We start from the raw sequence: 13,013 nt of genomic DNA on the forward strand, positions 1-13,013 counted from the left end.
TCACACCGCCTTCCTGGTGAGCAGAGCGTCACCGTGTCGGTCACAGGCCAGGTTCCAGCCGCCGGTGACGAGCCAGGTGTAGGACCCACCGTCGACGAGCAGTGGTCCCGGAATTTCGACAGCGACCGCTTCGTCGCCCGAATACGCCGTCAGCCGTCCGTTGCGCCCGTACACCGATTCCCGGGTGGGATGCTCGGCCGCGAGCGGTTTGCCTTGCATCGCAGGCTGTTCCAGTCGTGGGAGAGGGAAGCTCGCGGAGAGCTTGACCAGGGTCGCCACATCACCCAAATCGGCGGCCAGTGCGCCCGGCCGCTCGGCGACGCCGCGGACGGAGCCGCAACCAGAACGTAACTCCCATGTCAGCGTGGCCTTGTCGGCGTCGAAGCCCTCACCGCGCAGATCGCGTTGCGCCTCGACGGCGAGCTGGTCGAAGACGTTCTCGTGAGCGATGTCGTCGACCAGTGCCGATTCGTAGACGTGCACCACGTCCGAGAGTGCGGATCCGAAGGCGGAGTAGACACTTCCGTAGCGGAAGAACCGCGCGGTCGTCGCGCCCAGTCGCTCGGCCACCGCGGTCACGAACAGCGGGCCGTTGCCGCCGTAGGCGTAGATCGTGGTTTCGGCCGGATCCCAGCCCGCTTCCTCGGCTGTTTCCCGGGCGAGCTGAGCCACCGCGTCCCAGGCCGCCTCGACAACCGCCTTGGCGGCTTGTTCGGAGTCCAGGCCCAGCTGGTTGCCGACATGCTTGTCCAATGCCGCCCGCGCCTTCTCGACGGACAACACTCGCTTACCACCCAAAAATGCTGTGGGGGAGACGAATCCGGCTACCACGAAGGCATCGGTGATGGTCGCCTTGCGACCACCGAGGCCGTAGCAGGCGGGGCCGGGGGCCGCGCCCATGCTTTCGGGCCCCAGGGTGACCTTGCCGTCCGCCACCGCCGCGACACTGCCGCCGCCGAGGGCGATCGAGCGCAGCATGGGGAGATCCAGCTGCAGCGGAATGCCGAAGAAGTCACCGGCCTCCTCGAGCACGACGCTGCCGTTGCGCACGGCGCTCGCCTTGGCGGTCGTCCCGCCGACGTCGATCGCGATGACCTTCTCATCGCCATACTTCGCGGCTGCCTGCGCACAGGCATGCGTTCCGAACAGCGGTCCGGATTCGATGGTGTCGAACGCCTTCGTTTTACCGATACGTGCCACACCGCCGTTGATATGCCCGATGAGCACATTGCCGGTCCAGCCGTGCTCGTCACGGACCTGCTCCTCGGCGCGGTACAGCGTGTTCGCCAGTGACGGATGCACATACGCGTTGATCAATGATGCGATGGTCCGGGTGCTCGCATCCGGCCGTAGCACTACTTCGCTGCCGCCGAGTGCCGGAATGGAACCCAGGAAATGATCCGGATAGTCCGACGAGATCATGTCGATGAGCTCGAGTTCCGCGGAGTTGTCCGGGAATGCGTTTCCGAGGCTCACGTTGATGCGCCGGATTCCCTTGTCCAACAACGCCTTGATGGCCTTGCGGACCTCGCTTTCGGAGGCGTTGTCGGCTATTCCGGAAATATCCTCGGCCGAGATCAACGAGCCCACGACGGTGGCGGCCGCCTCCTCGTTGTAGAGGTCCTTCTCGTGGCCGGCCGACACGAGCAGCCCCAGCTTCGGGCCGGTCCGCTGTGCGAGCACGTTGGAGGTGATGGTCGACGACCAACGAATTACCTCCACATCCTGCAGCAGGGAGCGCAGGTCGGAGTATTCGAAGGCGGCGCGGGCGGCCTCGAGAATGTTCATGAATGCGACGGTCATATCGTGTGGAGTGGTCTCCACTTTGAGCGAAACGACTCTGTCGCTTCCGCTCACCAGTCCGTCGGTCATGGTGCCGCCGGTGTCGATGTCTACGTTGTACATCGGTACTTGGCTCCAATCGGACAGTGCATCACCGACCGTTATCTCGGTGATCCATGCCACAACCTGTGGCATGGAGTGAGCATGCTCACATGCACTATCCGCATCAATAAGATCAGCCGGTTCCGGCACTGCCAGTGGACTTTTCTGCGCGGAGAGTCGATTCGTCGGCTAAACGGCGGGCATTCCGCCCGTGGTGCCCGCCCGGAAAACGCGTGGGCTGCAACCGAACGCGGCGCGGAACAGGCGTGCGAAGACCGTGGCGTTCGGGATACCGTGCGCGGCCGCGATCTGCTGAATCGCCAAGTGCGCCAAGCGAGAATCCTGCAGATCCCGGCGGATCGCCGACAGCCGGATGTCACGCAATGTGTCCATCACGGTCGCGCCTGTGCCCTCGAACGCCGCGTGCAGCCGCCGCACCGACACACAGACCGCCGCCGCGACGGTCGCCGGATCCAATCCGGAATCGGCGTGCTCACGCTCCATGAACGCCAGCGCCGCCTCCCGCAATATCGCGGTCGGATTGTCGCCGGCATAGGCGCGACCGAGTGCGGCGCCGATGAGAGTCAGCACCAGATCGGCTGCGGTGTTGCCCACCGAGGCGGCCGCACCGGCCTCGTCCAGCTCGCCCGCGTGCGCACCTATATCACTGAGGAAATGCGAGACGACCGCGGATAACCCCGCCGAGCTGTCCAGCCTGCGTGCGGTGATCGTGGACAGCTCGGCATCGGACTTGCCGACTTTCGCTTTGGGGATGAGGAAGACCTGCCACTCGAAATGGTCCTCCATAACGAGCGTGAAGGGGCGAGCGCTGTCGTAGATCACCATGTCGCCGCCGTCGAGCACCGCCTCCCGCCCGTCCTGGATCAGGATCGAGGACCCGCGCATCGGCATCCCGATCTGCACGGTATCGGGATCGCCCCGTTTGACCTCCCGCTCGGTACGAACATAGATGTGATCACCACCGAACACCTTGCGCATGCCGACGTCGCCGAACCGGCCGCAGCGCATCGCTGCCTGCGGCTTCGCGTCGTGACGCGGGTCGATCGCAACGGGGAAGAACTGTCGGCACACCGTGTCGAGCCAGAACTCCATCCGCTCGCGGTCAGGTCTCGACCGCGTATCGAACAGATCGCCCATGGTCTTCTCCAACTTCCACCAATGACCCTACTAACAACACAAACCATTGGGTATGAACATGATGGTCAAGCCCAATCAGTCGGTAACTCGAATGACAACCGCGGCCCCCACGTCACCGGCCGCACATCCGGTGAAGAGGCCGATGCCACCGCCGCGGCGACGCAACGCCGCGATCAGCTCAACGATCGACCGCAGCCCGGTCGGCGCCTGCGGATGACCGAACACCAAACTGCAGCCGTCGATATTCATCCGTTCGAGCGAAAATCCGGTCTGTCGAGCGAAGTAGACGTCGTTGACGGCGAACGGGTTGTGCGTCGTCACCAGGTCGACATCGGAGATCGCCAGACCGGCCGCCTCGAGCGCGCGCCGCGCGGCCGGCACCGGAGCCTGAGGCATCCGTGCTGCCTCCACTCGTGCCTGACCGAACCCCAGCAACTCGACGATGCCCGCGCCCGCGGCGAGCTCACGAGCTCGATCCGGGCTGGTCACGATCGCACCCGCGGCACCGTCGGCTGGATGAGTCTGGGCGCCGTAGCTGTGCAGACCGTTGGGAGCCGCCGGACGCAGCGCCCCCAACTGCTCGCGGGTGGAGGACTGCACACCTTCATCATCGGTCAATTTGATTGCCGCGCGGCGGCTTTCGATCACGACGGGGACCAGATGATCCGCACCCATCGGGCGGCCCGCGTACTGGCTGTACCGCAGTGCGGTGACGTCGTCGAGCTCGGCGCGTTCGATGCCTTCCTCCCGGGCCACAGCTTCGGCGGTAGCCAGCATCGATTGCCCGGTCCCGGGGTCCCGAGCGAACGAATCGAGCACCCAGTTCTCGGTGCCCGGCGCGCCACCGCCGGCTCCCGGCCGGGGATACACCAAGAGGGGCCCATTGCTAGTGCGGTCGGTCAGCACGGCCAGAGTCGTTGTGGCCGAACCAGTTCGGATACCTTCCGCGGCAACCCGCAATGCCAGTACCGACGTCGCGCAGGCCTGGGCAACCATCGGACCGGAGATTCCCGGTGCACCTATCGCGGCCGCGAGGCTCGGGGCGCCGTAGAAGGCCTCGGGCTGCGGGATTGTAGTGCCCAGCACCAGCGAGCCCAATTCAGCGGGATCCAACCCGCGCGCTTCGAGAGCGGCCCTCGTCACCGCGGCGGCCAGTTCCAGGCTGCTCACCTCGGACAACGCGCCGCCCCACTTGGCGAACGGCGAGGTCCACGCTGCACCGAGGGGTATGGCTGGATTCATCGGAATCTCCAATCATCAATCTACATGTCGCTTGACTAAGTATTTATTACTGTAGAATATTGGGCGTGCCGTAGACCACATTCGACGGGATATCGAGATGTCCGACCGCTTCTTTGCCAGCCCCGCCATCACCGCCGAGCACCGCCCCGACGACACCGTGGTGCTGTCGTCGAGACAACCCCTGGAGCCCCATCCGCCGACTGTCCTGCATGCGTTCCGCGCCGGATCGATCGCGCATCCCGATCGCACCCTGGTGGCCGAACCGGCCGATGGGGGATGGAATGTGTGCACCTGGAGGCATGCCCGGACACGCGTCGACCGGATCGCCCAGGGCCTGCTCGATCGCGGTGTGGCGGGGCGGCCGATTCTGATCCTGTCTCGCAACAGCATCTCGAATTTGCTGCTGACACTGGCGGCGTACACGATCGGGAGCCCGGTGGTGCCGACCAGTGTCGCCTACTCCCTGCAGAGCACCGACCATGCCAAGCTGCGCGCCATTGCGCAGACCTGCGAACCGGCGGCCGTTTTCGCCGAGGACGCCAACTACGCCGCCGCGGTGCGCGCGATTGGCGCGGAATCAGTGTTGATCGGCTCCGCCGAGGCCGGCTGCATCCCGTTGGCCGACATCGAGGCCGAACCCACCATGGCGGTGAACAGGGCGTTCGCCGGCGTCGGCGCGGAAACGACCGCCAAGATCATGTTTACGTCCGGGTCCACCGGCACACCGAAGGGCGTGATCAACACCCACCGGATGCTCGCGGCGAACCAGCAGCAGATGCGGCAGGTGTGGCCGTTCCTCACCACCGAGCCGCCGGTCCTGCTGGACTGGCTGCCCTGGAGTCATACCTTCGGCGGCAACCACAACGTCGGTATGGTGCTCGTCAACCACGGCAGCCTGTGGATCGACACCGGCCGCCCGACCCCGGATCTGATCGCCAGGACCATTGACAACCTCGCCGACGTGCAACCGACCGTGTACTTCAATGTCCCGGCGGGCTACGCGGCTCTGGTGCCGATCCTGGAACGTGACCCAGCGGCCGCGAAGCTGTTCTTCGCGCACCTGCGTATCGCGTTCTTCGCGGCGGCGGCCCTGCCGCAAGAGTTGTGGGATCGGTTGGAATCGCTTGCCGCGCAGCATGGCTCATCGATCCGGATGACCACGTCATGGGGCATGACCGAAACCGCCCCCGCCGCGACGACCACGCACTTCTCGGTGAGTCGCAGCGACTCGATCGGGGTGCCACTGCCCGGTGTGGAAGCCAAGCTTCTTCCCGTCGGCGCGAAATACGAACTGCTGGTGCGCGGCCCCAATGTGACACCCGGGTTCTATCGCCGACCCGACCTGTACACCGACTCGTTCGACGCGGAGGGGTTCCTGCGGACCGGCGATCTGGTGTCCATGGTGGACCCCGCCGAGCCTGATCAAGGGCTGCTGTTCGGCGGCCGGATCGCGGAAAACTTCAAACTCTCCACCGGCACCTTCGTGAACGTCGGTACCTTACGACCGAAGCTGCTTTCGGCGTGTGCCGGACTGCTGCAGGATGCGGTGATCTGCGGTCAAGACGGCGAGTTCGTCGCGGCACTGGCCTGGACGCATCCCGACCACGCCGGTCGAGTCGGCGCGGACGGAGTCCCCGACCACAACCTGCGGGCCGAACTGGCCGATGGCCTGGCCCGATTGGCGGCGGGCAGCGGTTCCTCGCAGCGCGTGGAACGCCTGCTCCTGCTCACCGGCCCGCCCGAACTCGACGCGGGCGAGATCACCGACAAGGGCTACATCAACCAACGAGCCGTACGGGAAAACCGGGCCCATTTGGTCGCCGAGGTGTGCGCTGCGATCCCCTCCGAACGAACGATTTGCCGAGAAGCATCGACAGCACGCTGAGATGACAGCGGAGTACAGCGCGGACGAAGTCGGCGAGCGCGTCGAAGTCGGTCCAGCCAAAACCTATGCCGCGGGAATTCCCGGCGTCCTTGTCGCATTGCAACACGGGCTCACCAAGATGGGGCCCACGCGAACCGCACGGACGCTGGGGTCGCTGAATCACGCGACGGATTCGACTTGACTTCGATTGAGTTCCTGCGCGATTCGGGTATAAACATGTATTCCAACCCTGGACGGGTCGAAGAGTTTCGTCATACCCGCCGAATGAGCCTCCTTATCCGCCGGATTCAGTGGTCCTCGACCGCCAGCTCGCTCCAGCGGCGACGTGCGGTGTCCCGCCATGCCGTGTGCTTGTCCTCGAATAGCTTGGTCGCCGCCGTGCCGCTCCACTCCGGCGGTAACAACAATCGCGGCAATTGGGGATCCAGGAAGGGAAACCGCCGCCATTCGTGCACCAGCCGAATCTGCGCGACCAGCACCTCATCGGAGGAGCTAGGTGACAGATTCGCAAACTCGCCGATGAATTCCTCGTAGTAGCGCTCGATTTCATCGAGGTCCCACGCCGCGGCGACCATGTCGCGTTGGTTTCCGAGCGTCCCGTACTCCGCGACGAACGACATCACCTTGCCGGACAACTCGAGTTCTTCGAGCACCGCCTTGGCCTCGGCCTCGGCGGGGATGTGGGGTGTGATCCACACGCCCGGCGACGGGGAACCGAAACCGGCCCAGCTGAACTGGGTACGCAACTTATGCCGCAGACCGCGCATCGACTCGGGAATCGAGATCAGCACGACGAGCCAGCGGCCATTCCACGACTGCTCGCCGGAGCCGAACGCGTAAATCCGGTGCGCACCTTCGACTAATAGCCGCCGCCCGGCCTCGGTCAGCGTCCAGCGCACCCTGCGACCGACGCGATCGGACTCGATCCATCCTTCGGCCGCCGTGCGCGCCAGCGACTGGCGTGCCGATTTCTCTTCGACGCCAGCCATGCTCAGCACCCGCACCAATGTCGCCGTCCACACCGGTTCGCCGAAGGGCAGGGCGAACTCACCCAGAATAGTCATCAACAACGACCGCGCACTACCCTCGCCGACCTCGCGTCGCCTGCTCACCGTAGGCACGCCGCCGTTGCGCTCAGCGGTCTTCTCAACGTCCTTTGGTGCACTGGCCACGCTCGGCCCTCCCTCACCTCCGACATTTCCAAGCTAGAAGTGTCGCACCCGCTCCCCCGACGCCCCGCTCCCGGACACGGCTATGAAGTTACGCCCGCTTGCGATTGACAAACGCCGACATCCGCTCGAACTTCTCCGCATCCTCGAACAACGCGGCCTGGGCCAACAGATCCACCTGCGGGTGCGCGGCAGCGGGCGCATCCACCGCCAGCTGGTCAAACGCAATGCCATCGCGGAACCGCGCAGCATGCGACCGACAATCGCGTCGGCAGCGGCGAACAACAACTCGGGCTCGGCCACCTCGATCAACAAGCCCAGCCGGAGCGCCTCCTCGGCACCCCCGCCGAGCGCCCAGCCGTCGACCGCTGCCACAGTGAGCATCGGCAAGGCGCGAATTCGCTCGAACAGCCGCAGGTTGATCCCGTCGAGCGCGTCCTCACATCGACGTTCCAGCAATTGGCCGATATCCGCACCGCCGGCGAACCCCGCCCACGCCGCCGGTGAGCACCATAACCTTCGGCTCGGACTCCAACTCGGCGCACAACCCCGTGCAGCCGATCGCATCCTCTTATTCTCTACTATAACTATATCGTTCCTCAATAGTTTAGTAGCATATTGCGAATTGTGACTACCCCGCAGCGCCCACCAAGATTCGGGCGGCCCGGACGCCGAGTTCGTTGAGAACCTGGCAGGCAGTGCGTTCGGCGACCAGCCCCCGGAAGCTTGCCGCCTCGGGCAGATCCAGACTGGTCCGCCAAAGGTAGCCGAGCAGCATTCGCGGACACGCCTGCACGCAAGTCGCGATGCCCCGACCCTGCAAGATCGAGTACACGTCGAGGTCGCCGATGAACCCCGGCGGCATTCGTGGCAGACCAGGTACCGAAGCAGGCGAGCGGGTTACTCCCTTGGGCACCCCGCAGAATCGAGCGGACGTCGGCGCTAATGCCGAGGGGATTCTGAACCTCGGAGGGAGATTGATCATATGAATTTATCTGGCCTAACGGAATTCCACGGCCCATTGGCGTGCCACGACCTCGGCACACCAATGAACCTATAGGCCATTTCAGACGGCGCGGGAAAGGGCGCTCGCACGCTTCTTTTCCAGGAGATGCTCGACAAACCAGCTCAGAGCTGCGGCCGACCCGACTTCGAAGTTCGCCCCGGTGTAAGCGTCGAAGTGGCCACCGCCGATCAGTTCGAGTTTCTTCGGCTGCGCGGCGGCCTCGTAGGCGGCCAGCGTGACTTCACTGGCGGCGATACGGTCAGTCGGGGTCACAACCATCAGCAGCGGCGTCGGCGACACATACGGCAGGTACGTTCCCGGTTCGTAGCCGCGGAACAGTTCCATCGAACGCACAGTTGTCTCGTTGCGCCACTCGGGGGCACGCTCGGCCTGAGTGCTGATAAAGAATTCGTAGGAATCCGGAGTGGGCAGAACACAATTGGCCAATGGATCGGCATCCACGATGGGAATGATCATGGGGTCCTGTCCCTGCATGCGGGCCTGGCGGTCAGCAGCGAAGAGGGCGTCCGCGTGTGCCCGTGCGCCGATCGGCACCAAAGACTCGAACGTACGGGAACCGGAGATCACCGGCACCTGCGACACGACTGCCTTGACCCGACGGTCGATGGCCGCGGTCACGTACGCATGAGCGCCTCCGTAGCTCGATCCCCACAGTCCGATCCAGTCAGCGTCGACCTCGTCGCGGCACTGAGCGTAGGTGATCGCATCCTGAATGTGGCGGATCTGCTGCCACGGATCAACTTCCTGTCGTGGCGTACCAGGAGCGGCGTCGCTGCCTCCGAAACCGGGGTGGTCATAGACCAGACACGCCAGCCCGGCGGCGCTGAATCGCTCCGCGTAGAGGTCCAGGTGGAATTCCTTCACACCCGAGAAGCCGTGCTGTAGAACGACACACGGCGCAGTGTCCGCCTGCGGGTAGAACCAGCCGCGCAGCGTCGCGCCGCTGCTGGCAGTGAAATCAACATCTTCACGTGCAGTTTCCATGTTTCGAGCACACCACGTCGACGCCATCCGGCGCTTGACCGTGCGTGCACATTATTTTTGACAATTTCCGCACCGGGTCGCACAGAAACTGTCTGATGTTGCACCCATGAGCGACGGCGCTGCCCAGAGGCGACGGGCAACCCCCGGGGGGTGCCTGTCGAGCCAGGCGGTAACACCGACCGACTTCGCAGAACAGCTCAGCGCCACTCACGCAAGCTGCACGGTCCATCGCACCAGCCTGCGTGATGAGACGTTTCGTTCCGCTATCACACGTGTCGAGTTCGACGACCTCGCGTTTGTTGATGTGGCAGCCACACGATGCAGCGTCCACCGGGGCGGTCGTCAGTTGGCTCGAGACGACTCCGATGTCTTCGGCATCCAGTTACTGATCAGTGGGCAGGAGATGGTCGGTCACGGTCGGTCCTCGGCACACGTCCGGGCTGGCAACGTCATCGTATGGGACAGCACTCGACCGTTCACTGCGGAGGCTTTATCCCCTCTGGTCAAACGAACCGTCATAATCCCACGTGAGCGAGCATTGGCCAGTTGCCCGCGCCTCGCCGGGGTCGCGGGGAGCCCGCTGCGCGGGCGCGCATCGCTGGTCCGATTGTTCACCGCGTTCACCGATCAATTGATTCATGAACTGCCCAACCTGGACGCTATCGGCCGACGATCTGCCGCGGCGGCCACTTTCGAATTCCTCCGAGGCCTCGTTGGTTCGTCGGCATATACAGCCGCCGTCGCGTCACGTACGGCTTTGCGCGAGGCGGTCGAGCTTTACATCGATGAGCACCTCACTTACGCCGGCTTGTCGCCGGAGAGCATCGCGGCCGCCCATGGTATCTCTCTGCGTACGCTGTACAACCTCTTCGAAGGCGAATCGGAGTCCATCGCAGCCAGAGTTCGCCGTCGGCGCTTGGAAGGCGCGCGCGCTCAGCTCGCCACAACAAACCCGCCGTCAGTAACTGATGTCACCTTCAGCTGGGGATTCAGCGATGTGGCGCATTTCAGCCGCGTATTCCGTCGACACTTCGGTGAACCGCCGAGTGCAGTTCGCCGTTCCGCACTCAGCCACTGAGCTACAACTCATGTCCAGGGAGGCGCGTTTCTGTAGCTGGTCCAGAACGCACGGACCACACTGATGTGAGATCCATCAGGAGGCCCAAAACGCAGCAGGGCTCGTCAGCCACCCCGCCGTTCGAGCCGGACGACGATCGCCTTCGATACCGGAGTGTTGGATTTTGTCGCTACATGATCCAATGGAACCAGCGGGTTGGTCTCGGGATAATAGGCAGCCGCATTGCCGGTCGGAGTGGGATAGGGAACGAGGCGAAAGTCCTCCGCACGGCGTTCTTCGACCGAGCCATCGGGTAGCTTCCATTCGGAAACCAGGTCCACACGGTCTCCTTCGAGCAGCGAAGAAGGCCGGACCGACAGTGCGTGTGGTCGCTTCCTCCGCAACGGCTTTGGCCCCGTTCTCGCAAAACTCGGCCAACTTCCGGTGTCCCGGTGTCTCCGGCCACGCGCACCCCGGGCAGTCGAACCCGTGGCGTTGGTTCAGCTTCCGCAGTGTTCGAACCGTCCGAACCGGGCCCATCTGTTCCAGCCCACGATCCAGCGACACCATCACCGCCTTCACACCGGCGGCGTAGGTCTTCCGGTCGGTGACTCGCACGCTCTCTTCGTCGATCGCGAACTTGTCGGAGTTGGTGTGCATTACGCCCCGTTCGACACCATTTATCGGTCGGCGAAGCCGAGGCTTCGCCGAGAATGCTGTATGCCCGCTAACTCACAGCGTCGTGGAATCAGCACTCAGGACTTGTTGCCGCACGCGGAAACGCTGGATCTTTCCGGTCGCGGTCTTGGGCAGCTCGTCGACGAATACAACATCTCGCGGTCGCTTGAACGAGGCGAGCTCTTCGCGACACCACCCGATGAGTTCGTCCGCCGTTACTGTCGTCGCACTGCCCTCGACAAGCACAACCGCCGCGACAGGCTTGTCGAGACCTGCCGAGTCGGGCACGCCGACGACGGCAGCCTCCGCGACAGCTGGGTGCGCCAGCAGGCGGGATTCGACTTCTGCCGGAGACACCCAGATACCGCCGGCCTTCAACAGGTCGTTGGATCGCCCCAGGCAGTGGTAGTAGCCGTCGTCATCTTGCATGTAGGTGTCGCCCGTGGACAGCCAGGGGCCCTCGAACACGCTTCGCGAGGCGTCGGTGCGGTGCCAGTATCCCAAGGCGATCGACTCACCGCGGACATACAGACGTCCCGGCGTACCGGGGCCGACGACTGTCCCAGAGTCGTCGCGTATCTCCACGTCGTAACCGGGCACCGGTTTTCCGGTCGTTCCGGGCTTGGTTTCACCCTCCCGATTCGACAGATAGATATGCAGAACCTCGGTGGAACCGATGCCATCGATGATGTCGACACCGAATCGGGCACGAAATTTCTCCTGCAGCGCCGCAGGCAACGCCTCACCCGCCGACACGCCCAGTCGCACCGATGCCAGTGCATCGGCCGGCAACGCCGAGTTCACCATGGTGGCGTAGAAGGTGGGAACCGCGAAGAACAGCGTCGGACGGCCCTCGGCAAGGCGCGCTCCGATCGATTCCGGTGTCGGCCGAGACGGCATCAAAAGTGATGTTGCGCCCGCTGCGAGTGGGAAGAACAGACTATTGCCGATCCCGTACGCGAAGAACAGTTTTGCCACCGAAAGGCAGATGTCGTCCGAACGAATCTTCAATGTCTGTTTGCCGTAGGTTTCGTAGACCCACTTGATATTCGCGTGCCGGTGCAGGGCGGCCTTCGGCGTGCCGGTCGTACCCGACGTGTAGAGCCACAGGGCCCACGAATCCGGCCCTGTCTCGGCGACACCGATCGGCTCCTGCACAAGGTTCTTCCACTCGTGCAGTGTGACGCCCGACCGCGGCGCGGCCAGCAGTTCTCCGACTACGACGACATGTTCGACCGACGCGGCCTCGGCTACAGCCTGCGACATCGTCTCGGCGAACTCCGGTGTCGCAACGACCGCTCGCGCGCCCGAGTCGACAATGAGCTTCTCCAGCTCGGCGGCGCCGAGCATCGTCGACACCGGGACTGCGACCAGGCCGGCGTGAAAGGCGGCGAGGATGGTGACCACCATCTCGACGTCGTCGCTCATCACGAGCATGACCCTGTCGTCCGTGCGTAGACCGAGACCGCGCAGGCCTCCTGCCACACGAGCAACCTCATCGGACAATTCCCGATAGCTCAACGATCTCGTGCCGAGCAGCGCAGGCTTGTCACTGACTCCCTCACGAATTCGAGCATGAAGCAGATAATCGGCGGCATTGAAACCCGCCGGGGCAGTTCCGGTCATCCCTCTACACCTGTTCGGCCTCGGACGCCACGCCCGCGCCGACTCGGCGACACAGCACGGCTACGGACACTGCGGCAGCACGTCCCCGCCCACGGGCGGAACGACGCCCGCTGCGCGCGATAACCGCGCGATTTCCGAGGGCATGCGCACCGGGAGATTTCGACGTGTCGCCGATGGACTCGACCACGGTCACGGTGGCTCCTTTCGTGTCGCGCGTCACTCAAAACTACTACATTTACTTCGCGCGACTGCACGATTTTGTCTAATAAATTTGGATCTCACATCGCCGAGCGTCGCCTGGCG

The 13,013-nt window shown here is 64.1% G+C and carries 12 protein-coding genes and 1 pseudogene; 3 read left to right on the plus strand and 10 right to left on the minus strand.

The window, feature by feature from the left end; genetic code table 11:
- The 3 genes from ACQP1T_RS25910 to ACQP1T_RS25920 form a co-directional block, all read right to left on the minus strand.
- The gene (locus tag ACQP1T_RS25910; RefSeq protein WP_433755686.1) at window positions 1-1,977 is read right to left on the minus strand and encodes a hydantoinase/oxoprolinase family protein; all 1,977 of its coding nucleotides are present in this window, start codon (window positions 1,975-1,977) and stop codon (window positions 1-3) included.
- Between the two features lie 96 nt (window positions 1,978-2,073).
- On the minus strand, window positions 2,074-3,042 hold the full coding sequence (locus ACQP1T_RS25915; protein WP_433755687.1) for an AraC family transcriptional regulator: 969 nt from the start codon (window positions 3,040-3,042) through the stop codon (window positions 2,074-2,076).
- A gap of 75 nt (window positions 3,043-3,117) precedes the next feature.
- Window positions 3,118-4,284 (minus strand): thiolase family protein, encoded by a 1,167-nt coding sequence (locus tag ACQP1T_RS25920; RefSeq protein WP_433755688.1) that lies wholly within the window; start codon window positions 4,282-4,284, stop codon window positions 3,118-3,120.
- A 97-nt stretch (window positions 4,285-4,381) separates the two neighbouring features.
- Here ACQP1T_RS25920 and ACQP1T_RS25925 point away from each other — a divergent pair, with 97 nt between their 5' ends.
- Together ACQP1T_RS25925 and ACQP1T_RS25930 are read left to right on the plus strand one after the other, a co-directional pair.
- Entirely contained in the window at window positions 4,382-6,169 is a 1,788-nt protein-coding gene (locus ACQP1T_RS25925; protein ID WP_433755689.1) for a feruloyl-CoA synthase, read from the plus strand.
- Window position 6,170: 1 nt separating this feature from the next.
- Window positions 6,171-6,350: a hypothetical protein gene (locus ACQP1T_RS25930; protein ID WP_433755690.1), complete on the plus strand. Its 180-nt coding sequence runs from the start codon at window positions 6,171-6,173 to the stop codon at window positions 6,348-6,350.
- Between the two features lie 106 nt (window positions 6,351-6,456).
- Here ACQP1T_RS25930 and ACQP1T_RS25935 read toward each other — a convergent pair whose 3' ends face one another.
- From ACQP1T_RS25935 to ACQP1T_RS25945, 3 genes are all read right to left on the minus strand, one after another.
- Window positions 6,457-7,341 carry a PaaX family transcriptional regulator gene (locus ACQP1T_RS25935; protein WP_433755691.1) on the minus strand — a complete coding sequence of 295 codons (885 nt, stop codon included), beginning with the start codon at window positions 7,339-7,341 and terminating at the stop codon, window positions 6,457-6,459.
- 628 nt (window positions 7,342-7,969) lie between these two features.
- A complete protein-coding gene (locus tag ACQP1T_RS25940; protein WP_433755692.1) occupies window positions 7,970-8,203 on the minus strand; it encodes a hypothetical protein in 234 nt (77 codons plus the stop codon).
- Between the two features lie 201 nt (window positions 8,204-8,404).
- Entirely contained in the window at window positions 8,405-9,349 is a 945-nt protein-coding gene (locus ACQP1T_RS25945; RefSeq protein ID WP_433755693.1) for an alpha/beta hydrolase, read from the minus strand.
- Between the two features lie 106 nt (window positions 9,350-9,455).
- On the opposite strand from ACQP1T_RS25945, the gene ACQP1T_RS25950 reads away from it, so the two are divergent.
- Window positions 9,456-10,427 (plus strand): helix-turn-helix domain-containing protein, encoded by a 972-nt coding sequence (locus ACQP1T_RS25950; RefSeq protein ID WP_433755694.1) that lies wholly within the window; start codon window positions 9,456-9,458, stop codon window positions 10,425-10,427.
- Between the two features lie 104 nt (window positions 10,428-10,531).
- Here the strand turns inward: ACQP1T_RS25950 and ACQP1T_RS25955 are convergent, their stop codons facing one another.
- From ACQP1T_RS25955 to ACQP1T_RS25970, 4 genes and pseudogenes are all read right to left on the minus strand, one after another.
- On the minus strand, window positions 10,532-10,747 hold the full coding sequence (locus tag ACQP1T_RS25955; RefSeq protein ID WP_433762580.1) for a hypothetical protein: 216 nt from the start codon (window positions 10,745-10,747) through the stop codon (window positions 10,532-10,534).
- 13 nt (window positions 10,748-10,760) lie between these two features.
- A pseudogene (locus tag ACQP1T_RS25960) lies at window positions 10,761-11,066 on the minus strand (hypothetical protein); the annotation flags it as partial.
- 72 nt (window positions 11,067-11,138) lie between these two features.
- Window positions 11,139-12,710, minus strand: a complete 1,572-nt coding sequence (locus ACQP1T_RS25965; protein WP_433755695.1) for a benzoate-CoA ligase family protein — start codon at window positions 12,708-12,710, stop codon at window positions 11,139-11,141.
- Window positions 12,711-12,714: 4 nt separating this feature from the next.
- Complete coding sequence (locus ACQP1T_RS25970) at window positions 12,715-12,903, minus strand: hypothetical protein (RefSeq protein ID WP_433755696.1); 189 nt, start codon at window positions 12,901-12,903, stop codon at window positions 12,715-12,717.
- Between the last annotated feature and the right edge of the window lie 110 nt (window positions 12,904-13,013).

It is taken from the genome of Nocardia sp. CA-135398 (assembly GCF_050955845.1).
Taxonomy (GTDB): Bacteria; Actinomycetota; Actinomycetes; order Mycobacteriales; family Mycobacteriaceae; genus Nocardia.

Coding starts and splice junctions, on each gene's coding strand:
- ACQP1T_RS25910 (WP_433755686.1), bottom strand. CDS start 1,977: ATGCCACAGGTTGTGGCATGGATCACCGAGATAACGGTCGGTGATGCA.
- ACQP1T_RS25915 (WP_433755687.1), bottom strand. CDS start 3,042: ATGGGCGATCTGTTCGATACGCGGTCGAGACCTGACCGCGAGCGGATG.
- ACQP1T_RS25920 (WP_433755688.1), bottom strand. CDS start 4,284: ATGAATCCAGCCATACCCCTCGGTGCAGCGTGGACCTCGCCGTTCGCC.
- ACQP1T_RS25925 (WP_433755689.1), top strand. CDS start 4,382: ATGTCCGACCGCTTCTTTGCCAGCCCCGCCATCACCGCCGAGCACCGC.
- ACQP1T_RS25930 (WP_433755690.1), top strand. CDS start 6,171: ATGACAGCGGAGTACAGCGCGGACGAAGTCGGCGAGCGCGTCGAAGTC.
- ACQP1T_RS25940 (WP_433755692.1), bottom strand. CDS start 8,203: ATGCCGCCGGGGTTCATCGGCGACCTCGACGTGTACTCGATCTTGCAG.
- ACQP1T_RS25945 (WP_433755693.1), bottom strand. CDS start 9,349: ATGGAAACTGCACGTGAAGATGTTGATTTCACTGCCAGCAGCGGCGCG.
- ACQP1T_RS25950 (WP_433755694.1), top strand. CDS start 9,456: ATGAGCGACGGCGCTGCCCAGAGGCGACGGGCAACCCCCGGGGGGTGC.
- ACQP1T_RS25965 (WP_433755695.1), bottom strand. CDS start 12,710: ATGACCGGAACTGCCCCGGCGGGTTTCAATGCCGCCGATTATCTGCTT.